The organism is Chryseobacterium sp. 14P4.3.2 (assembly GCF_057799275.1).
In genome coordinates, this window is the sequence record NZ_JBYOKO010000023.1 from 23,245 (window position 1) to 47,251 (window position 24,007).

The following is a 24,007-nucleotide window of genomic DNA, read 5'->3' on the forward strand; positions in this document are numbered from 1 at the left end:
CACATATTATAAAAAAACAGTGCTCTCCGAAGAGAACACTGTCTTATAAGTTACTAATTCTTAATTAGTTTTCCTTGTAATGATGTGTCTCCCGTTTGTACAATGACAATGTAAACACCTTGCAGCCAGTTTGAAACTTCCACGTCTACCTCTCCGGAAGCCGCTTTCAGTTCTTTGCGGAATTTGACATTGCCTATGGCATCAAAAACCGTAACCTGTTTTGCCTGTAAATTTTCATCGCCCGTATTATACGAGATTTTCACTTTTTCCTTCGCAGGATTTGGTATCATTTTCAGCGAAGAAACTGAAGTTGTAGTCACTCCTCTATTCGCTTGCTTACTACTCATCCAATAAGGATCTACTACTTTGGTACTAAACTTACAAGTTTCATTGAATAATAAAATTTCATCAACGCCCTGGAAGTTAGGATTCGGGTAGAATGCTAATGGATTTGAACTCAGGTCATATGTACCTCCTGCAGGAATAGTGATCATGGATGGAATATAGCTTCCGTATCCATTTACACTGGAAATTGTAAGAGTTATAGCCTGAGATCCGCCATTATGAATAGCACCATATATATTATAATGATCACCATCCCATTTCATAGGTTTAAAGTCAGCTTTCAATTTACAATCTGTTTCTACTCCACATTCTTTACCAGGGAAGTAGTTCATTGCACCTGAGATATACTGACATCCAAATTGATTGATCTGTAACTGATAAGTTCCAGGTGTTCCAGGATAAAGCGGATTGATGAAGCTATTGTTTCCACTTTGAATACTGTTGCTGAACAGTTGCCATTCGTAGTGATCAAACAATCCTTTTGGTCCCAATACATATCCTTTTCTATAGCAGTTATCATAACATCCTGTAGGGAATACCCACATAAGACTTTCAAGACTCAATGGCACTTCTACTGTATGGCTTACTTTACAACCGCTTGGTGCCGTGTAAATAACCTGATAAGCACCGCCTTCATTTACTACAATAGACTGGCCTGTCATTCCGTTACTCCAGTTATAATCTCCTGATGCTGGTCCTGATGCCGTTAATTTAACTTCATAAGGCTGGCAGCTCTGCATAGCATACGAAATTGTAACTGCTGATGGCGGATTACTTACTGTAACAGTAAAGTTTTTAGAACTAACACATCCTGATGCTCCAGGTGTTCTAACCTCAAGAGTAAAGACATATGTACCTGTAGTTAAAGTTCCTGTATTAAAGGCAATAGGATAAGGACCAGCGCTCCATGCCGGTGATGCTAATACCCCATTCTTCTTCCATTGATACTGTAATGTATTATCAGTTACAATACCTGTAAGAATCGTTGAGGATCCTGAGCAGATATTTGCTTTTCCTGAAATATTAACATATGGAAGGCTCTTAAGTGTCACAGAAACTGGCTGCTCACTCATAAATTCAGTCTTACATCCGTCTGCTGACACCAATACCGGCCAGTAACTACCAGACTGAGTCGGAGTGAAGCTGGCAGAACTTGGTGCTCCTGCTACAGGCTGGGCTCCGTTCATCCAGATATAACCAGAAGGAGCGACCCCTGTCGGAACAAAAGTAACTACCGGATTATTCCCAATACATGCAACAGCAGCTGGAGGAATAATGCTTCCACTAAAGTTTGTACCTTTTATAACAATTGGGGCAAATGCAGAGTCATAAAAACACCCTTGGGCAGTCTTAATTCTCAATTTTATAGTAGTATTTCCAGCTCCTACAATCGCTACCGGTGTACTAGCTCCTGAAGCAATGATAGAACTATTACCAAAGTACCATGTATAAGTATTAGCCGGATTATACCCCGGAGCAACCAGATTGATTACTTCTCCTGAACATGCTACTGCCGGAATTACAAAATTCAGACTTGGAGGCGGAGCCAATGTAACAGTCTTCGAAACAGTACATGTTGGCAATCCTGGTGAAGTCATGATCAATGTGAAGGTATAAGTACCCGGTGCCAAATTGTTGTAAGTAGCAGTCTGTCCTGACTGAGGCTGTCCTCCTCCGTTAAACGTATACGTGATAGGTCCCGTAGCTTCAAATACAGTAGAAGTATTATAAAGAGTAACATTATAGTTATTTCCATTACAAACTATACCTACATTAAATTTAGGCTCGTAGTTCTTTCTTACTTCTATTCCTCTTGAATACCAGCACGTACCATATCTAAGACGTACAAAAACAATATGTGCACCCGCAAGCGTAGTTGAATACGTAGCAGTAGGAGCCCCCTGAGCAGACGCTAAAGTAAGTACACTATCAGAAACCCATTGAATTTCATCCGGAGTTCCGATATAACTTAAATTGGTAACACTAATCGTATTACAACCTGTCCATTTCGGACTGAAGTTGATCTGAGGATCTGCTGTACAGCTGCTATTGCTTGGGCAAGACTGTACTACTTTGATCTCTTGTGAATAAACAACACAACCATTCTGATCTGTTGCTCTTACTTTATAAATACCTAACGCATTAGCTCCTGCAATAGTATAGCTATTGGTAGTAGCTAACGGTATTTGTACTCCATTTTTATACCACTGCCAGCCGGTTGTATTTGTAAGTCCTGTAGAACTGTTAGCTGTAAGAGTATATGGAGCCATAGAAGCAGGATCACATACAGCGATATTATATACCGGAGAAACCGTAATAATCGTCTCAGGGAATATCACAAAATTGGCACTTGCTGTAGGTGCGTAATTACACCCGTTTGTTCCATAATAAGTTACTGTTACGGTTTGAGAAATATTACCTCCTGTATTATTCAGGATATATCCATTATTTGGAATCGTATAATTTCCTGTTGCGTCAAAATTCGCAGGATAAGTTGAACCATTGGTAAAGGTAAACTTAACCCCCCCAGGCGCTGAAGTAATTGTCCCCTGATTAATGGTAAAATGCAAATCTGACCCTAAACAAATACTTCCAACATTAGTAAAATTAACAACTGGGAGAGTCAGTAATGAAATCGGAATACTTATATTTTTTGTCATTCCGCATTTCACTATTTTCACATTCAGAGTTGTTGTATTGTTAGATCCTGAAATTTCGTTAAAATTAACATTGATATTTGCAGTTCCCTGACCGGATACAACACTACCAAAGCCAGGATTTCCAAGACTCCATTCTATTGAATCAGGAGTAATTCCACCTAGATTTACGCTGAAAGACTGCATACTGCTTGGGCAGAAAGGTCCCGGGTTAGCGTTCATGGTAATTCCCGTAAGCGTTAATTCTTTCAGCTTAATAAGTCTTGGATTTGAAAGACATCCCGCACCATCGGTTGTTCTGTTACGCACAGTAAGTGCAACAAATCCGGAATTAAAGATAACAGTTACTGAAGCTCCTGTATTACTTCCCTGAATAGTTCCGTTAGAAACTTCCCATACCGGGATCATTCCTGGATCCACTGAGCTAAGTGTGTAAACATAAGGAACTCCAGGACATACTCTGCTCTCACCTGTTATTGATCCTGTAGGAGCAGCAGGAATCGGAGATACTTTTATTTGTACTCCCTTACTTTCGCAGCCTCCGTTTTGTTTGGTGGCTGTAACCGTATAAGTACCTGCAGTAGCAAAAGTATACGTGAACACCCCTGTTGTTGGAGGTGATGTATATACAGAACTTCCTGTTGTTACTTTCCAGATAACAGGTACATTCGGAGTCGTTGTAAATGACTGGCTTTCTCCTGCACAGATCTCTTCTGATCCTGTATTTACTACAGTCACAGGCTCTTCTACTACGATATCAATGACACCCATTCCTTCACATGACATCCACGTGTTGAAATAATTAGCTTTAAGACTGTAAGTTCCCGCCTGAGTTGCACTGAAAAGAACTTCATTTCTCTGCTGATTGTAATTTAGCTGCCCCCCTGCAGGACCTGACAAGCTCCATTTCACATCAGTAGTCGGCCACTGAGGAACTGCATAAGTATATTGCTTGTTGGCACATACTACAGGCTCTCCTTTGATTATTACCTTAGATAAAATCACCGGAATTTTAACAGTTGTCCATTCAGGGCAAGCACATTCTGATAAGAACATCACATAACCAAAGCCGTCAGCAGGATCAACCTGATCCCATTTTACTTCGATTTCGTTACCATTGTTACTTACAATAGTTCCGCCAATTACTTTCCATTGACCTTGTTTACATCCATCCTGTACACTGTATTTTTCAAGGCTTCCTTCACATACTACAGAAGCACAGTTGATCTGCACAGGAGGTGCTTTATTTACGTTAATCTCCTTCTTCACAGAACTTGAACATCCACATTTGTTTGTCACGGTTAATTTTATCGTATAAACGCCTGAGTCTGTATAAGCATGAGAAGGTTCAAAAGCCGTAGAAGTTGTTCCGTCCCCAAATTCCCAGAAATAATTGACAATATCTGTCCCTCCGTTTTGGTAAGACAGGTTATCAAAGTAAACCGGTGTATTTTTACATACGGAAGAATCCAGATTTAACAGTTCAAATTTTGCTACCGGACTATTGATCTTTTCGATACACATCGTCTGATTTTCAACAGTTCCGTCGCTGTAAGTAATAGTAGCCTGTATAGAGCCATTACCTGCAGAACCCCAATTGACTATTGCCTGGGTATTTCCTGGACCTGTTGGTGAGACACTTCCTCCAGAAACAGTCCATTGTACATTGGAAATATTCTGACCGTTTACTGTATAGGTCACAATACTCTGTTCACAGACCCGGAGGCATTGAGAAGAATCGATGTAGGAACTGGCTATTCCATTACCATCGGGGCCTTCTTTTTCGCCCCTAAATTCCTGACATCCGACTTGGGAGTTCCATGTAATTCGAGTTTGTGCTTGTAGTGCCCACGGCACTAAAAGCCAACATAGCAGGAGCCATCTGAAGATGTGCTGCCTACTAAAGTAGGTGTTGTTTTTCATAGTTATTAAAAAAGTGTTATTAATTTTTTTCCAAATTAGTAAAAAAAATAACACAAAAATCATTTAATAGTGAAAATAATCAATGAATTAATAGCTAAATATCAACAATATAACAAAATCCATCATTATGTGTTATTTCACCCACATTATAGTTATCTATAAAATTCAGCTTCACATTCATTTTTAACAATAAAAAGTGAATTTTAAGCCATTTTTAGGAAAAATTGAAGTAAAAAATAAACAAATAAACCTATCAATGTTTATTATTTTAATCATTATTGATATAAACAAGAATATAATCCATAACCAAAATACCAGATTCAGGATATAAAACTAACCGTTTTTTAAACTTGTAAAGTAGGATTTTATAGGAAATTGAGATTAAGAAAAAAGAAGCCACAAGAGAAGCTGAACACTGCCGTTTCGCCTTGTAATTTGTAATCTTACCATAAAATCATCTGAATTAAATTTTTTAAACTAAAATTACAGAACACCTCACAAGATTAGTCACTGAAAAAGACAGAATAAAAAAAAGAAGCCATTAAATTATTTACGTACACCTAAGAATTTATATGTAATATTGTTATAATAAACCCATAACAATGAAAAAAAACTTCATTTGTTTTCTTATTATCATCTTTCCTTTTCTCTGCATGGCCCAAAGCCAGCCAACCCTTTCCCTATCAGACCCTTTCCCCCAAGAGGGAGTACAACAAAAAGATGTGGTAGATATTCTTCACAGAATACTGCATAAAAAAAACAATGGAGATACAATCCGGGCAGGAAAAAAATTTAACTGGTCCCTGATTCCGGCCGCAGGTTATACTTTACAGACAGGATTTGCCGGTGTTGTAAGTGGTAATATTGGATTTTACCAGCAAAATTCCAAAGGTCAGAAAATCTCCAACATCACCACAAGCTATACCTATTCACAATATAAACAGACTATTTCCCCCCTATATGCCAATATCTGGACAAGGGAAAACAAAATCAATTTCATCAGTGATTTCAAGTACCTCAACTATCCCTCAGAAGTATACGGCTTAGGAGGTAAAAGAATTTCAATAGAAGCCAACTCCAATACAGCGTACACCGTCAACTTTAAATATATAAAGCTGCATCAGTCTATTATGTTTAAAGCGCTAAAAGATTTTTATGTGGGGGGTGGTATTTACTATGACCAGTTCTGGAGCATTAAAATTACGGATTCATTAGGGAAAAGAATCAATCATATTCTCTCCCGGGATTTAAAAACTTCTGAAAGAGCTTCAGGGCTGGCTGTAAAAGCATTATATGATAACAGACTCAATCAGATCAATCCTCAGAACGGTGAGTATTTAAGCATTACTTACCGTCCCAATTTTACATTTCTCGGCAGCCAGTCCAACTGGTCCTCACTTCAGATAGACGCCAGAAAATACGTCCGTTTCCCTACAAACTCGGAAAATACTCTTGCATTTTGGGGATTTGCATGGCTCACTACCAGTAAAACAATTCCTCCTTACCTTATGCTTCCCAGCACAGGATGGGACGATCAGAACAATATGGGGCGGGGCTATATACAAAGCAGATTTCGGGGCAAAAATATGTATTATTATGAAAATGAATACCGCTTTGGAATTACCAGAAACGGATTATTAGGAGGCGTAGTTTTTGCGAATGTACAATCCTTCTCTGCAGATCTTTCTGATGAATACAAAAAACTTCTTTTCGGGTACGGAGTCGGATTACGAATTAAACTGAACAAGCACAGCAGCACCAACTTAGCTATAGACTACGGCTTCGGTCAAAATAACTCTCATGGCTTTTTCGCAAATATTGGAGAAGTATTTTAGTCCATTTTATATACAACTTCACTTATTAGCTATATTAGGAAATCAGTTCATGCTCTACTTCTGCTTTATGACAATCGTTACAGTACGGTCGGACCTGTAAGTAAATCTTTCAAAAAGCTATTCTGAAATGAATATCACGGGACAATTGCCAACGAACATGAAATACTTTATCTTTGTTTTTTTTAAGGTTAATCAAAAAACATTGTATCCGAATACTTTTTTATATGAAAAAAAACAGCATTTTATTTTCCGCAAAAGGCTTTGCCATTACTGCTTTCCTTTCCTTCAACACTTTAGTTTATGCTCAGAAAACCGCAGATATCTCTACCATTTCTGAAAAAATATTAAACGGTATCATGGAGAAAAACAGAGCATATTATACACAGGGGAAAGTTGCTGACTATATTCCTGAACTGGGGAAAATGGATGCTAAAGCCATTGCTTTTTCAGTAGTGGACAAAAATGGGAAAATATTCAGTACCGGAGATATACAAAAAAAATTCACAATGCAGAGCATCTCCAAAATTATTGCATTGATGATCGCTGTCAACGAAAGAGGTGAAGCCAATGTTTTTGATAAAATAGGATATTTTGGATCTGATAAACCTTTCAATCATTTCTCAAACCTTGAAACAACAGGCAAACCGCTGAATCCAATGATGAACGCAGGAGCCATTCTTACCACTTCTTTAATTTCAGGAGAAGGCGAAAAACCGTTTCTTAAAGTTTTGGATATGGTACGGTATATTACCAAAAATCAATCCATCGAATACAATAAATCTGTTTACGAATCTGAAAAATCTACAGGACACCGTAACCGTGGAATGTTTTACCTGATGAAAAACAATGGGTTGATTACCGGTAACGAAGATCAGCTGGATAACTATTTCAAACAATGCTCCATCGAACTTACGGCGGAAGATCTTGCCAAAATAGGATATTTCTTTGCCAATCAGTGTGTAAGATTTGACGGAGATTCCAAATATAAAAATGCAGAAGTTGCCCAATTAATAGAATCTCAAATGTTAACTGCCGGAATGTATGAATTCAGCGGAGAATATTCACGTATGGTAGGCTTGCCAAGCAAATCCGGTGTTGGAGGAGGAATTACAGTAAGCGTTCCCGGAAAAATGGGAATAGGCGTTTTCAGTCCATCTCTGGATCAGCATGGAAATTCATTAGCAGGTTATCATATAATTTTAGATCTTGTGAAACAATATAATCTAAGCCTGTTTTAAAGACCAGGTTCAATATTAAAAGATTTTCAAAACTCCAAAAAGCAGTCCGCTTTTTGGAGTTTTATTTTAATATGACATCGTTTATTTTCTGTTTTTCATACAATCACCTTCATCTCATCAACCCTTTTTGAAACAATTAATTGTCATTTTTAATCGTAAAATCAGAAGCGCTCACAACGGCAAAATTCTTATAAAAGCCAATCCGGTATAATAAGTATAATCATACAATATCAAATCCCATCAGATAAGCAGAACATCACATTGGCTTAAAATGAAATTATTTAATCTCCAGACAACCAAGATAAATTTTAATATTTTTTTAATACCAATGTAAACCACTCACAAACAAGTCTTTAAAATCACCTTATAGAGATTAATATTACAAAATTATTCCACCTCTATTAATAAAACTCAACACCCTGTGAAACAAATACTTAAAATGAATTATGAAAATTTACGGGCAAATGTTCAAAAAAGTCATAAAAAAAAAATTCAATTGCATTTTTTTAACCATAACATCCAGTTTACCAGCTAATCACCTCTTTTTTCATGCTAAAAAAAAGCATTATTTTTAGTTTCAAAATGAAAATTTTATCATTTTCCGAATTTTAATGACCCCTCTTTTCCCCCGATTACCATTCATATTATCTTTTATTAATATAAAAAAAACAAATCTCTTAATTTTGAAATATTTTATTTTTTATTGCTATCTTTGCTTGACATTACTATAATTATAATCATTTATAATTATAATTAGTAAGATTGTATCCGCTTGTTTCTAAGAATAAAAAAATAAATTATACACTTTAATAGCGTTTAAATAATTAACATCTAATTGTTAAAAAATTATTACTAAATTGCATTTATGATTAAAGATATAATATAAATTTATTACTTTTATTCCCTCATCATAACAAATCACTGGTAATACCTATGGTTATGTGATTTGTTGTGAAATTTCATAATAACATTTCAATACCATAAATGCTATGAAAAACTTGATCATTTTAGGGCAAGAATCCTTTAAAAAGACGGAAGTCAATCTCATTTTAACCAATCTGCTGACATTCAGTGGATTATTGAATATTTGTTACAAAATAACATTTATGGTTAACAATATAACAAAAACCAATTTTATTATATCATAACAATACATAGTCGCTTTACCCGAAAGTTTAGCGTTTTGTTATGGAATCTCTTGCTATCATTTCAATAATTATCACGCCATGAAAAACTTAACCATTATTGGACTAACGCCTTTCGAAAAACCGGATGTTAATCTAATGCCCAAACTACATCAGGCGGGTGCATTTCCCGTTCTCAACCTGGGGCATGATTTAACAGCTGCTGAAAATGCGTTAAAACAACTTGAACAAATAGATATACCATCCTATGGTATTTGCTTTTCTAACGACAGTTTTACATCACTTCAGATTCCTGAAAAAGTAAAATTTGCCATCCTGCCGTTTGGTATGTCAGCCAATGCTCCGGATGTATCCATTGTTTACCAGGTAAGCAGTTTGGAAGAAGCAAAACAAGCTGAACAGTCAGGAGCAAAAGGTATCATTATTAAAGGAAATGAAGCTGCCGGGCTGGTAGGCTACGAATCTACATTTGTTTTATTTCAGCGTATCATCAAAGAAATCCAGACCATTCCGGTGTGGGTACAGGGAGGAATAGGTCTCCATACCGCAGCGGCAGCAAAAGCTTTAGGAGCAACAGGGATTGTACTGGACAGCCAGCTAGCGCTGTTTCCGGAAAGCTCTGTTCCTAAGGATTTAAAAGAGGTATGCTCAAAACTAAATGGTACAGAAACCAAAGTTATTGCGGATCACCGTGTGCTGGTAAGACCTAATTCACCGGCATTACCGGAAAACCCTACCGCCAGAGATCTTAAACAGTATTTTACAGGACTTGATCTTGGCACATGCTACATCCCTATGGGACAAGATATCTCTTTAGCAACAGATCTTTATGAAGACTTCAGAACTCTTAAAAAACTGATTTTTGGATTCAGAGAAGCCATGTATGGACATCTGAAACAGGCAAAAGCCCTTCAGGTTATCGATCAGAACAATCCATTAGCTCAGGAATTGGGATTAAAATATCCCATTGCACAAGGGCCAATGACCCGTGTAAGCGATGTTCCCGGATTTGCCAATGCTGTTGCAGAAGCCGGAGCTTTACCATTTGTTGCCTTATCATTACTGAAAGGAAGCTCTGCAAAGTCGTTGGTTATGGAAACTAAAGAACTGGCAGGTAACAAAACATGGGGTGTAGGTATTCTAGGATTTGCCCCGCAGGAATTAAGAGATGAACAAACCTCTTATATCCTTGAAGCCCAACCTCCTGTAGTATTGATCGCAGGCGGAAGACCTGCACAGGCTAAAGTATTTGAAAAAGCGGGAATAAAGACATTCCTGCACGTTCCATCTCCTGCCTTGTTGGATATTTTCCTTAAAGAAGGTGCAAAAAATTTCATTTTCGAAGGCCGTGAATGTGGTGGCCACGTGGGACCATTATCCAGTACAGTTCTTTGGGAAAAACAAATTGAACGCATATTAAAAGAAGACCATCCGGAAAATATCAGTGTATTTTTCGCAGGTGGAATCCATAATGATTTCTCAACGGCATTCGTCTCCATCATGGCTGCTCCATTAGCTGCCAGAGGGGTAAAAGTGGGTGTATTGATGGGAACAGCTTACCTGTACACTCAGGAAGCTGTAGAAACCGGAGCTATTCAGGAAGAATTCCAGTTACAGGCGATGCAGGCTAAGGATACTGTTTTATTAGAAACAGCTCCCGGCCATGAAACCCGTTGTCTCAATACAGCATTTGCCAACCACTTCAAAACGGAAAAAGCTAAACTTCTGGCTGCCGGAACTGATAAAAAAGTAGTGTGGGAGCAATTGGAGAAACTCAATGTAGGCCGTTTAAGAATCGCAGCCAAAGGAATCGAACGTCAGGGAGATCAATTGGTAAACATTCCTAAAGATGATCAGCTGGATCTCGGAATGTACATGATCGGGCAGATTGCCACCATGCAAAACAAGGTGCTTACGCTTGAAGAACTTCACCATAATGTTAGTATCGGCAATTACGAATACATCCAAAACGCACCATTGTCAGAACAGCCAGCATCAAGCGAAAAACCATTGGATATCGCTATCGTAGGTATGGAATGTATATTCCCCGGGGCTAAAAATCTTGAAGAATACTGGAGAAATATTATTCTGGGAAAAGACAGTGTAACTGAAGTTCCGGATGAAAGATGGAATAAAGAACTTTATTATAAACCGGATTCAGACGAAGCAGATGTATCGCATTCAAAATGGGGTGGTTTCATTCCGAAAATTGATTTTGATCCATTGGCATTCGGTATCCCGCCACAATCTCTTGCCGCTATTGAGCCAACACAATTGCTCACTTTATTGGTAGCCAAACGCGCAATGGAGGATGCAGGATATGGTGAAAAGTATATTAACAGAGAAAATATCTCAGTAATTATTGGTGCTGAAGGAGGTAATGATCTTGCCAACAGCTATAGCTTCAGAGGATATTATAAACAGGTCTTCGGAGAACTTCACGAAGAAGTAAAAGAAGCCTTTCCACATACCACAGAGGATTCTTTCCCGGGTATTTTGGCCAATGTGATCGCAGGTAGGATTACGAACCGCCTGGATCTTGGAGGGAGAAACTTCACCGTAGATGCGGCATGTGCTTCTTCACTAGCAGCTATCGATTTAGCTTGTCAGGAACTTGTATTAGGTAAATCAGACATGGTTCTTGCCGGAGGTGCAGACTTACACAACGGAATCAACGATTACCTGATGTTCTCCAGTACCCACGCCCTTTCCAGAAAAGGAAGATGTGCTACATTCGACAGTGATGCAGACGGAATCGCCCTTGGAGAAGGAATTGCAATCCTTGTGTTGAAAAGATATGAAGATGCTATCAACGACGGAGACCGTATCTACTCTGTAATCAAAGGAGTGGGCGGATCCAGTGATGGTAAAGCCCTTGGATTAACGGCACCTAGGAAAGTAGGTCAGGTAAGAGCTCTTGAGCGTGCTTATACTCAGGCCGGAATCAGTGCGGCAGCTGTAGGATTGGTAGAGGCTCACGGTACAGGTACTGTTGTGGGAGATAAAACCGAACTGAGTGCATTGACTAATTTATTCAGCCGTTCAGGAGCTTTACCGGGACAGACTTATTTAGGTTCTGTGAAAACTCAGATAGGACATACCAAATGTGCTGCAGGTTTAGCAGGTTTGATCAAGGCTTCTCTGGCCGTATATCACGGAGTAAAACCTCCTACCCTTCACTTGCAGCATCCAAATGCTTATTATAATGCAAAAACGAGCCCATTCTCTTTCCATGCAGAAAGTGGATTGTGGACAGAAAAAAACAGGTATGCAGGAATCAGTGCTTTTGGATTTGGAGGTACAAACTTCCATACGGTAATAGCAAACCATCCAAAACAAGATGATTCTATTACCATGCAGTCCTGGCCTTCAGAATTATTTGTCTTCCGTGGAGATTCCTATGATGAAGCTAAACAACAATCGGGCCAGATTAAGACTTTACTGGAAATCAATGATGGTATTCCATTAAAAGATATTGCTTACAGTTTAAGCATTAGTTCAGAAAAGCCTATTCAGTTCAGTATTGTTGCAGACACCGCAGAAGATCTGATGATGAAGCTCGAGCTAGTATTGCTAGGGATTGAGACAAAAGATACTTTCACCGTTAATAAAAAAGAAGGTAAAGTAGCCTTCACATTCCCTGGACAAGGAAGTCAGAGAATCAATATGGCTCGTGATCTGTTCGTAGTTTTCCCGGCTATGCGTAAGATTATTGATAACTATCCTGAGTTGGAAAAAGTGGTTTTCCCTTCTGCAACATTCAATGAAGCGGATTTAAAGCAACAGAAAGAAACCATTAAAGATACCCGTCTCGCACAACCACTTTTAGGAATTGTTGATCTTGCATTGGCAAAATTCTTAGAATCATTAGGAATTATTCCTGATATGCTGGCTGGTCACAGCTATGGTGAAATACCGGCTTTATGTTTCTCTGGAGTATTTGCAGAAGAGAAGTTAGTTGATTTAAGTATCCGTAGAGCTCAGTCTATTTTAGATTCAGTAGAAGGTGGAGATCCGGGTTCAATGTTGGCAGCAAGTGCTACTCATGAACGATTACAGCCGATCATTGCTAAAGTGGAGGGATGTTACCCGGTTAACTTCAACGCTCCTACTCAATGTGTCATTGCAGGAAGCACTCCGGCCATCAATACATTATTGGAAATCCTTAAACAGGAAGGTATTTCTGCTAAAAAATTAGAAGTTGCCTGTGCATTCCACAGTCCATTATTGGCAAAATCAAAAGATTTATATGCTGAGGTATTAAAAGACGTCCCTTTCCAGGAAATGCAGATCCCTGTATGGTCTAATACGACAGCACAAGTATATCCGTCGAAACCTTCAGACATCAAAGAAAGATTGACTGATCACCTGGTACAGCCGGTAAGATTCGTGGAGCAGATGCAAGCGATGTATAACGATGGAGCAAGAATCTTCATCGAGGTAGGACCAGGAAAAGTCCTTACAGGATTGGCAAAATCATGTCTTGAAAAAGACCAGTTGACCTTATATGTTGAAGACAGCAGCCGTAACAAATTCACTCATTTACTGTGTATGTTAGCTCAGTATTTAGGTACGGGACGCAGCTTCAATATTGAAAAACTTTTCGATGGCCGTTTCGTTCAGCTTGTTGACATCAACCAGCCTGAGCTGTATAAGAAAAGCCCTGCCATCTGGCGTGTTAACGGACAAGCTGCACATCCGACAACAGGTTCATTGCCTGCTAATGGTGCACTCCCTATCATAAATCCTATTCCTATGAACAATTTTACTACTCATAATACGCAAGCTCCTGCACCGGAAAGCTTATCTACAGCCGAACGTATGTTGCAGGAATATTTAAACAGCATGAAATTAATGGTACAGGCACAACGTGATGTGATGCTTTCCTTTATGGGACAGAATCCTCAGGTGAATCCAATGCCTGTTTATAATACACCAATGCCGGCATCAGCTCCTGAACGTACGATTCCTGTACAACAGGTTCAACAAACAGCAACTGTTGCTGTAGCGGCTACTGCCGTTGCTGTAAAAGCAGCACCTACAAGAGATATCAAAGCTTTATTACTACAGGTTGTAAGTGATAAAACAGGATATCCTCAGGAAATGCTGGGCATGGAAATGGACCTTGAAGCAGACCTAAGTATTGACTCTATTAAAAGAGTGGAAATCATCGGAACGCTTCGTAATGAGCTAGGAACATTAGCTAAAGGTAACACCAATGAAGATATGGTGATGGAACAATTGGCAGCCATCAAAACCCTGAGCGGATTGGTTTCCTGGCTAACTGAATTCTCCGGAGCAGATGCAACACCAGCAACTCCTGAAAAAAACGGAACTTCAGATGATGCTACTGCTAAACCGCAAGCAAAATCTGCTTTATCATTAGAAGATCTTCAAAACGCTATTCTTGATATCGTAAGTGAAAAAACAGGATATCCAAAAGAAATGCTAGGCCTAGACTTAGATTTGGAAGCAGACCTTAGTATTGATTCCATCAAGCGTATGGAAATCATTGCAGATCTTAAAAACAAGATCGGTTTCGGTGAAAACCTTGAACAGGCTGATGATGTGATGGAAAAACTGGCAGCCATTAAAACTCTTCGTGGATTGGCAAGCTGGATCAGTGAAATGAGCGGTGAAAACAACGAAGTCAGAGAGGAAGCAAAGGAAGTTAACACTCCTGAAGCTACGAATAATGTACTATCACGTCTTCGTTTTGACATTACGCCTACAGATGATTTCTTAGCACAAAATACAGATGTCCTTCAGGGAAAATATTTTGCAATCACTCAGGATGACAGTAAGCAGACATCAGCTATTAAAGAAGCTTTAGAAAAGCATGGCGCTATCGTAGAACTGGTAAACGCAGACAAAGATCTTTCAAAATTTGACGGACTTATTATGCTGGACCTCTTCTCTTCTTCTGACAAACCAAGCATTATCGATCACGTTGATTTGATTAAAAAACTGGATTTTGACAAAGCCAAGTGGGTTTATTTAATCTCTGATATTGCAGCCCATATTCAGGAACTAACTGATGTTAGCGTTTTACGTCATCATCAGGGATATCCGGGACTTTTCAAAAGTTTAGCAAGAGAATTCGATCATACAACTTGTAGATTCATCAGTTTAAGCACTCCTCAGGAAGTAGATCAGATTGCTGATATTACTTTAAAGGAAATATTAACCAACGATAAACCAGCTGAAGTTATTTACAAAAACGAAAAAAGACATAAGGTAGATATTATCCCTTCCCCATTGTCAACGAGTTTAAGTGAAGCTCACATTCAGCTAGATCAGAAATCTGTGGTACTGGTATTGGGAGGTGCACAGGGAATCACTGCAGAATTGGTGAAACACATGTCTCAGGCTTATCCATGTACTTATATTTTGGTAGGAAGATCAGCAGATCCAAGAAATGAAGCTTCTGCTAAAGAATTCGAAGGAATGAAGACGAAAGAGGAAATCAGAGCATTCCTGATTAAATCCGGAAAATTCACTTCTCCTGCTGAGATTGAAAAAGAAACCACAAAAATTTTCAAAAATAATCAGATCCTACGCACGATCCTTGATATGGAAGCGCTTGGAAATACGATTATTTATCAGTCATTAGACCTTTGCGATGAAGAAGGATTAAGCAATCTGATCAGCGGTATTTATGAAAAATATAACCGTTTAGATGGAGTGATCCACGGAGCAGGTCTTTTGGAAGATAAATTATTCAAACAAAAAACAACATCCTCTTTCGGACGCGTATTTGATACCAAAGTAAAACCCCTTCGTGTATTGGCGGAACAACTTCGTACAGACTGCCAGTTTGTGGTATTATTCTCAAGCATCGCATCGGTATATGGTAATAAAGGCCAGACAGATTATGCTGCTGCCAACAGTGTACTGGATGATTACGCTAATGCACTGAATAAAAGATTAAAAGGAAAAGTAATCTCCATCAACTGGGGCCCTTGGAAAGGAGCAGGAATGGTTTCTTCCACCCTTGAATCTGAATACGAACGTAGAGGAATTTCTATGATCCCATTGGATGAAGGAAAAGAAATCTTCCTTAACGAAATAAAATACGGAACTGAAAGCCAGGTGCTTATCATGTCAGGAAATAATTGGTAATCCTCTGTAAACACTAAACATGAAAAAAACAGATGTTGCTGTAGTTGGACTATCCTGCGTCTTTCCCGGGGCGCAGGATGCCCATACTTTTTGGCAGAATATTGTCAACAAAGTAGACTCTACCCAATCGGCTCCGGCTGATCGGATAGATCCGGTACACTTTAGTGATGCCACGAACCCTGTCGATCGTTTCTATTGCCAACGAGGCGGGTTTATACCTGATTATGAGTTTGATCCTACCAGCTTTGGAATTTTACCCCTTGCTGTGGAAGGAACAGAACCCGATCATTTACTGACCTTAGATTTAGTTCAGAAAGCTTTGGAAGATGCCGGAGTATTTCAAAAGAATACTTCCCTTGAAAAAGCAGGAATTATCATTGGGAAAGGAAACTATACCGGGCCGGGAGCTACCCGTGCCATTGAAATTGTAAGAACCGGAGAACAGATTTCCTCCTTATTGCAGGAATTGCTGCCTCAGGTATCTTCAGCTGATATTGAAAAAGTAAAACATGCTTTCCAGGAAAGAAAAGGACGTTTCGCTGCTGATACTGCCATGGGATTAATTCCTAACCTGGTAGCTTCATTGGTAGCCAACCGTTTTGACCTTGGCGGCGTTGCTTTTACCGTTGATGCCGCTTGTGCCAGTGCTTTAATCGCTGTAGACCACGCTGTACAGGAACTTCAGAGAGGTCGTTCTGATATGATGATCGCCGGAGGAGTTCACACCGGACAGAACGCTGCTTTCTGGAGTATTTTTGCTCAATTGGGAGCGATGTCCCGCCAGGAACAGATCAAACCGTTCAGTATGGATGCTGATGGATTACTGATTGGGGAAGGCTGTGGTTTCGTTGTTTTAAAACGATTGGAAGACGCTGTTCGCGATCAGGACAAAATCTATGCGGTGATCAAAGGGGTGGGTGTCAGCAGTGATGGTAACGGAACCAGCGTGATGAGCCCATCCGTAAAAGGACAGCTGAAAGCGTTAGAACAAGCCTGGATCAATGCTGATCTGGATAAAAATAAAGTAGGTTACCTGGAAGCCCATGGTACCGGAACTCCCCTTGGAGATAAAACAGAACTTCAGACCTTAGCCCAGTTCTTTGGGAAAGAAGAAGCTGCTCCGGCAGCAGGAATCGGATCGGTAAAGTCCAATATCGGACATGCTATGCCGGCTGCAGGAATTGCAGGACTGATTAAAACCTGTCTTGCTTTGCACCACGACACATTACCACCAACATTGTACTGTGAGAATCCAACAGCAGAAATGCAGAATACAAGATTCGAACCGGTGCAGGAAGCTAAAAACTGGTCAAAAACAGGACTGCCAAAAGTAGCGGCAGTCAACGCTTTCGGATTTGGAGGAATCAATGCACACGTTGTTCTTGAAGGCTATGATATGCCGAAAAAAGACGCCGTATTGCTATTGGCAAGACCTACCCACGCAGAATTAGTTTCTGCCTTAAAAAATAACGAGACCACTACAGGAGAAGGAGATTTCAGAGTAGCGATATTCGATCCTACGCCTGCAAGAATAGAAAAAGCGCTTAAAATTGTTTCTAAAAACCTGATCTGGAAAAACAAACAGGACATCTGGTACACTTCTACCCCATTATTAAAAGATGGCGGCAAAGTAGCCTTTGTATTTCCTGGATTGGATGGACTGGCAAAAGGTGAAGTAGACAGTGTAAGCCGTTATTTCGGATTAACAGCGCCTATAGAAACCGAAGGTGAAGGTCTTTTAACCGATGCTTTAAACATCTTCAATAACTGTAGCATCCTTGACAATTCATTGAAAAAACTGGGAATCATCCCGGACATGAATGCAGGACACAGTTTAGGAGAATGGCTGGCAGGATATTCATCTGAGTTAGCAGAGGCCAATTCTGTTAAAGCCTTAATCGATGTATTGAATCCGGAAACTTTTGAATTAAAAGACTCCAAGTTCATTGCCATCGGAGCAGGAATTGATGTCGTACAGCCATTTATTTCTGAAATTTCAGACTTATATATTTCTAATGACAACTGCCCTAACCAAGTGATTCTTTGTGGTAGCAATGCCGCATTGGATGAATTGGTTCCGCAATTAAAATCAAAACAGATCTTCCATCAGGTATTGCCGTTCCAATCCGGATTCCACTCTCCTTTTATCGCTGATAAACTGGATGTGATCCTTGCCGGAATGGAAAAAGCACAGTTCCAGAAAACCAAAATCCCATTATGGTCTGCAACGACTTTAGAACCTTATCCTGCAGATCAGGCAGCGATCAGAAAACTGAGTGCTGAGCACTTGGTAGAACCTGTTCGTTTCCGTGAACTGACGGATAAATTATACGAAGAAGGTGTAAGAGTATTCATTCAGGTGGGTACCGGCGGACTGATCGGGTTTATTGATGATACTTTAAAAGGAAAAGCATTCAGCACGATTGCTTCCAGTGTTCCTGCCCGTTCTGCATTAGCGCAGTTACAGCGTGTGGTTGCATCCCTATTTGTAGAAGGTAAAACCGTTGCTCTAGACTTTTTAGAACTTTACCATCAATCCAAAAAATCATCAGGAAAAGGGATTAAACTGGAATTGGGATCCCCTATTATCAGAAATTTTAAAGAAGTAAAAGCATTAGCTCAAGCCTTTGAAACCCCAAAACAATACACTGCTTCCGCTTCAGCCATGACGGCTAAAAGTGGTCATCCGCTGGTACAGGCATTCCAGGACAATGTTACGGATATGATCCGTATGCAGGAAGAAGTCTTGACTTTATTCCAAAACCGTCCTGAGATTACGATTCCACGTCCAGCTCCTGTAGCACAATACGCTGCTCCACAAGCTCCAAGAAGTGCAACCTTCTCAAAAGATCTGTATGTGACGCTTGAAAGTCATCCATACCTGATCGACCACAGCTTATTGAGACAGCCAAAAGGATGGGCTCATGTAGCCGATATGGAACCGGTCATTCCGATGACCATGATCTTTGAACAGCTTGCAGAAATTGCAGAAGCGGAAATCCCGGGAACACAGGTTCATAAAATAATGAATGTAAGTGTATTCCAATGGATGAATGTTGCCCAGCCTTTTGAGAAAACAGTAAAAGGACAATGGCGTGGCGAAAACCATGCGTATCTGGATGTTGAAAACTTCGCCAATGCGGAAGTGATCTTAAAATCCTCACCTGTCCCTACTCCAACCTTCAACCTTTCTGTTGGTGATCTTTTACCGATTGAAAGAACACCTGAAGAAATCTATGATGCCCACATGTTCCATGGTGACAAATACCAGGGAATTACCGAAGTATCAGCCGTTGGAAACAAAGGAATTGTAGGAAAAATCAAAGGAAATGGCGGAAAAGGATCTCTGTTAGACAATGCCGGACAGTTATTTGGGCTTTGGTTACAGCTTACGTTGGTAAAAGACCGCATTGCCTTCCCGGTGAAGATCAGAGATATTGAATTCTTTGGTGATATGCACGATCAGGATGGTATTTTTGAATGCACCTGTATGCTGACTGAGCTTAATGATGAATTTGCCATTGCAGATATTATTCTAAAAAGAGACGGAAAAGTATGGTGCGCGATCACCGGATGGCAGAACAGAAGACTGGAAATTGATGCCGCTTTATGGAATGTTTCCATGTCGCCGTTGCATAACCGTCTTTCTGAAGAAATTGCTCCTGAAGTATTCTTCTTCCATCAGGCCTACACTAGGGTCGCTTCATGGGATTTTATTCTGAAAAGATATTTCAACCAGACGGAAAAACAGCATCATCTGCAATTACTACCGAACAAAAAGAAAAACTGGATGGTAAGCCGTGTTGCTGTAAAAGATGCCGTTAGAAACCTTCTTCGTCAGGAAAAAAATCATGCTTGCTTCCCGATCACCTTTGAAATCCGTTCCGATGAAGTGGGGAAACCTTACCTCATCAGTGATTTTACAGAAAACATTCATATTTCATTAGCTCACAAAGGAAAAGAAGCCGTGGGTATTGCGAGATACGGAAAATCTGTAGGAATTGATATGGAACTCATGGAAGAACGCAGCGAAGGATTCTATGATCTGGTATTTACAGACAGTGAATTAGCTTTATTAAAAGGCAGAGATCAGGCAGAATGGACCACCCGCTTCTGGGTAGCCAAAGAAGCCTACGGAAAATTCTTAGGAACCGGACTGAAAGGGAATCCAAAAGCCTTCGAAGTCGAATTGATAAAAGATGATCACTTGTGGATCAACAACATTGAAATCAAAACTATTAAACATAAAAATTATATTATCGGATGGACACTGTAAACGCAACATTAAAAATGAACCACGAAGAACTTTTTACTTTATTAAAAGGTTTTATTACTGAAGTGATAGGTGCTGAATTTGTAGAGGAGATGGATATTACTCCGGAAAGTTCATTCACCAAAGATCTTGAAATGGACAGCATCGAGATTGTCTCTTTCTCTGAAAAGATCAAGGCGCATTTTGGCGATCAGATCGACTTTACAGGCTGGTTATCTTCTATGGATCTTGACCAGCTTATTAATCTTGACCTTAGTATGATCATCAATTATATCTACGAATGCCAATAATCACTGTCAATAACAGACAAGTTCATATACAGGAACTCAATAAAGGAGCCGAACAAACCGTGGTACTCATCCACGGTATGTTCAGTAACCTGTCCATTTATTATTTTAATATTGCCCCCATTCTGGCAAAACATTTCCATGTGGTGATGTACGATCTGAAAAGTCACGGGATGAGTGAACGTTTTTTGGATGGGTACGACCTTGATACTATGTCATCCGATCTGATTGGTTTAATGGATCACCTTCAACTGGAAAGAGTACATCTTACAGGCTATAGCTTCGGCGGTCTTATTGCTTTAAAAACAGCATTGAAATATCCTGAACGTGTCAATCAACTGGTAGTGATGGAAGCTCCGGATCCTCAGGATGAAAAAGCAAGGAATATCATTGATGAATACAGCAAGGAATTCCTTGAGCATTATGTAGCCAATTTTACAGATACTACCAAAGTCCAGATGGGCAAAAGACAAATGGAAAAGAACCATCGTATGTATGAGTTTCTGTTTAATCAAACCAGCATCAAAGCAGATATGATCAGGGAAAAACATTTCCTTGGTGAGGCTGATTTCAGTCAACTGAAAGCTTCTACGTTATTGCTTTACGGTGCGGATTCCAACTGCAGACCTACTGGAGAATGGCTGCAGTCTCAAATCGGTGAATCCGAACTTGAATTAATTTCCGGCGATCACAATATTCCCATCCAGGAACCTCAGCTCATTGCAGAGACGATCGCTCAGTTTTTATCTAATATCTTAACGAAGAACCATGGCTAAATTTGCATTTATAGTTCCACCCTTGACAGGACATGTCAACCCTACTCTAAGCATCGGTGCTACGCTGTTGGAAAGAGGGCATGAAGTAGCATGGATCAGCCTTGACCCAACTTTAGAAGCGAAACTTCCCGAGGGCGGAAAATTATTACTGATCCAATATGATCAGACCGACGAAGAAAAAAAAGAAAGCGAACAGTATCTCGATATTATTTCAAAAAAAGTAGTGTACGGAATCGACAGTGTGAAGTTCCTTTACGAGGAAGTTCTTATTCCTCTGAACAGACATTGCTATAATGGAATTGTTACTTTATTAAAGACCTACCAACCCGATTTAATCATCGGTGACCACCAGTTATTTGCCGCTCCGATAGCAGCAAAAGCATTAGGGATTCCTTGCGCCACTTCCGTTACCGCTCCTGCTGCCATTAAGATCATGAATGAGCTGCCAAAAGTACACGAATGGGAAGTGAATCAAATCATCGACTTACAAAAGGAGCTTGGCTTCAGTGAAGAACGTTCTCTGGCCACTTCAGATTTGCTAACGCTTGTTTTAACTTCAACCTATTTCTTTGGGGATATGGAAGATCTGGCCCCTCAATATCAATTCACGGGACCCGTTCTTACCGAAAGACGCATCTCCTGCGAATTTGACTGGGACAGATTAAAAAGTGCTACTAACAAAAAGATTTTAGTAAGCATCGGAACGACTTTCGATCACGATCATAAAAAGGCATTTTTCCAAAAGGTAGTTGATGCTTTTAAAGAGGAAGATTTAACGGTTGTGGTGGTTTCTGATCCGCAGCTTTTCGAGCAGTGGCCGGACAACTTTATGGTGTATCAGCAGGTTCCGCAACTGGATCTGTTGCCTCATCTTGATGGTGTAGTTTGCCATGGCGGTCACAATACCGTTTCTGAAACCTTATCCAACGGAATTCCTTTGGTAGTCATTCCTATTGCGTATGACCAGTCGCACGTTGCAGGACGTGTGGTGCGTACAGAGGCAGGTGAAAGACTTAATTTCAACCGATTTAAAGCCAATCACCTGAGAGAAGCGGTACAACAAATTTTAAACAACCCGAGCTACCGTGAGGCTGCTCAAAAAGTAGGACAATCTTTTATGGAAGCAGGGGGAGCATCTACAGCAGCTAATTTATTGGAAACGGCCATTACAAAAGCCGCAAAACACGAAAAACCATCTAAATTTTTATTCGTTGTTCCTCCATTTTTCGGACATGTGAGCCCTACTTTAAGTGTGGGAGCCAGTCTGATTGCCCGTGGCCATGAAGTAAAATGGTTCGGTATTACGCCTTTAGACAATAAACATATTCCTGAAGGAGGTTCTTACTACTATCCTGAAGAAGATTTAATTCCGTATCAGGAAGAAATTGCCCGTATTTTAAAAAGACAGGATGACGGCCCGGCCTGTTCAGGTCCTGAAGTGATGAAATTAGCATTGGAAGAAACCTATGTTCCTTTTGCCAAAATGATGATGCCGGGATTAACCAGATTAACAGAAAGCTGGATGCCTGATGTAATTGTGAACGACTGTATCACATTCGGAGGTGCGCTTTTCGCTCACAAGCATCATATTCCTTGTGTAACGACTACACCTGTTCCGCCAGACGTTATGGGAGATACTGAAAAAAGTGCCCCAAAAATCTGGGAATGGCAGCAAAATTTAATCAAAGACTTACAAAAAGAAGTAGGCATTCATGAGGAAGGAATTTACATTCATTCCCATAAACTGAATATGGTCTTTACTTCTCAGGCTTTTGCAGGTTTTGATACCGTACCATCACATATGAAATTTGTGGGCCCGGTAAAAGGTCGTCCGAATGATGCTCCATTTGACTGGGATAAATTAAATGCTTCTACCGCACCAAAGATCTTTGTATCACTGGGAACTCTATTAGTAGACATCAGAAAAGCTTTCTTTGAAAAGATCATCGCTGCATTCAAAGACCAGCCGGTTACGGTGATTGCCGCTACTCCACCTGAAATTTTTGAAGAATGGCCGGAGAACTTTATTGTGAACAGCTTCGTGCCTCAATCTGCAGTGATGCAGCAAATGGATATGGTGATCTGCCACGGTGGTTTCAATACTGTGAATGATACCTTCCGTAATGGTTTACCGATGTTGATCACGCCTATCGCTTACGACCATTTTCATATTGCGAAACTGATCGAGCAGGCAGGTTGCGGAATCAGTATCCGATACAAGAGACTTCGTGTAGAGGCTCTTCGTGAAACTGTTTTTGAATTACTGGAAAACCCTAAATACAGAGCTGCAGCCCAAGAGGTTCAGAATACCTTTACTCTTGCCGGAGGTAATGATAAAGCGGTAGAATTACTGGAAAACTTTGTAGAAGAACATTCCACATTAGCTTCTGTATAAGCCTTTAGATA

The 24,007-nt window shown here is 39.9% G+C and carries 8 protein-coding genes; 7 read left to right on the forward strand and 1 reads right to left on the reverse strand.

Annotation, left to right across the window (positions count from 1 at the left end; all coding sequences use genetic code 11):
• Nucleotides 1–53: 53 nt before the first annotated feature.
• Nucleotides 54–4,925 carry a PKD domain-containing protein gene (locus AC27VX_RS22250; RefSeq protein ID WP_488698061.1) on the reverse strand — a complete coding sequence of 1,624 codons (4,872 nt, stop codon included), beginning with the start codon at nt 4,923–4,925 and terminating at the stop codon, nt 54–56.
• A gap of 602 nt (nt 4,926–5,527) precedes the next feature.
• On the opposite strand from AC27VX_RS22250, the gene AC27VX_RS22255 reads away from it, so the two are divergent.
• The 7 genes from AC27VX_RS22255 (at nt 5,528) to AC27VX_RS22285 (ending at nt 23,996) form a co-directional block, all read left to right on the forward strand.
• Nucleotides 5,528–6,760 (forward strand): BamA/TamA family outer membrane protein, encoded by a 1,233-nt coding sequence (locus tag AC27VX_RS22255; RefSeq protein WP_488698063.1) that lies wholly within the window; start codon nt 5,528–5,530, stop codon nt 6,758–6,760.
• Nucleotides 6,761–6,984: 224 nt separating this feature from the next.
• Nucleotides 6,985–7,998 (forward strand): glutaminase A, encoded by a 1,014-nt coding sequence (gene glsA / locus AC27VX_RS22260; protein ID WP_300686011.1) that lies wholly within the window; start codon nt 6,985–6,987, stop codon nt 7,996–7,998.
• A gap of 1,325 nt (nt 7,999–9,323) precedes the next feature.
• Nucleotides 9,324–16,265 carry an SDR family NAD(P)-dependent oxidoreductase gene (locus AC27VX_RS22265; RefSeq protein ID WP_488698083.1) on the forward strand — a complete coding sequence of 2,314 codons (6,942 nt, stop codon included), beginning with the start codon at nt 9,324–9,326 and terminating at the stop codon, nt 16,263–16,265.
• A gap of 19 nt (nt 16,266–16,284) precedes the next feature.
• The gene (locus AC27VX_RS22270; protein WP_488698065.1) at nt 16,285–20,541 is read left to right on the forward strand and encodes a beta-ketoacyl synthase N-terminal-like domain-containing protein; all 4,257 of its coding nucleotides are present in this window, start codon (nt 16,285–16,287) and stop codon (nt 20,539–20,541) included.
• The gene (locus AC27VX_RS22275) at nt 20,529–20,828 is read left to right on the forward strand and encodes an acyl carrier protein (protein ID WP_002977699.1); all 300 of its coding nucleotides are present in this window, start codon (nt 20,529–20,531) and stop codon (nt 20,826–20,828) included. The genes AC27VX_RS22270 and AC27VX_RS22275 overlap by 13 nt, the downstream gene beginning before the upstream one ends.
• A complete protein-coding gene (locus tag AC27VX_RS22280; protein WP_488698068.1) occupies nt 20,819–21,601 on the forward strand; it encodes an alpha/beta fold hydrolase in 783 nt (260 codons plus the stop codon). Before AC27VX_RS22275 ends, AC27VX_RS22280 begins: the two co-directional genes overlap by 10 nt.
• A complete protein-coding gene (locus AC27VX_RS22285; RefSeq protein ID WP_488698070.1) occupies nt 21,594–23,996 on the forward strand; it encodes a glycosyltransferase in 2,403 nt (800 codons plus the stop codon). Before AC27VX_RS22280 ends, AC27VX_RS22285 begins: the two co-directional genes overlap by 8 nt.
• Nucleotides 23,997–24,007 lie beyond the last annotated feature (11 nt).

What these genes read in the sequence shown, in the direction of transcription:
- AC27VX_RS22250 (WP_488698061.1), bottom strand. Translation starts at nt 4,925, where the DNA reads ATGAAAAACAACACCTACTTTAGTAGGCAGCACATCTTCAGATGGCTC.
- AC27VX_RS22255 (WP_488698063.1), top strand. Translation starts at nt 5,528, where the DNA reads ATGAAAAAAAACTTCATTTGTTTTCTTATTATCATCTTTCCTTTTCTC.
- glsA (WP_300686011.1), top strand. Translation starts at nt 6,985, where the DNA reads ATGAAAAAAAACAGCATTTTATTTTCCGCAAAAGGCTTTGCCATTACT.
- AC27VX_RS22270 (WP_488698065.1), top strand. Translation starts at nt 16,285, where the DNA reads ATGAAAAAAACAGATGTTGCTGTAGTTGGACTATCCTGCGTCTTTCCC.
- AC27VX_RS22275 (WP_002977699.1), top strand. Translation starts at nt 20,529, where the DNA reads ATGGACACTGTAAACGCAACATTAAAAATGAACCACGAAGAACTTTTT.
- AC27VX_RS22280 (WP_488698068.1), top strand. Translation starts at nt 20,819, where the DNA reads ATGCCAATAATCACTGTCAATAACAGACAAGTTCATATACAGGAACTC.
- AC27VX_RS22285 (WP_488698070.1), top strand. Translation starts at nt 21,594, where the DNA reads ATGGCTAAATTTGCATTTATAGTTCCACCCTTGACAGGACATGTCAAC.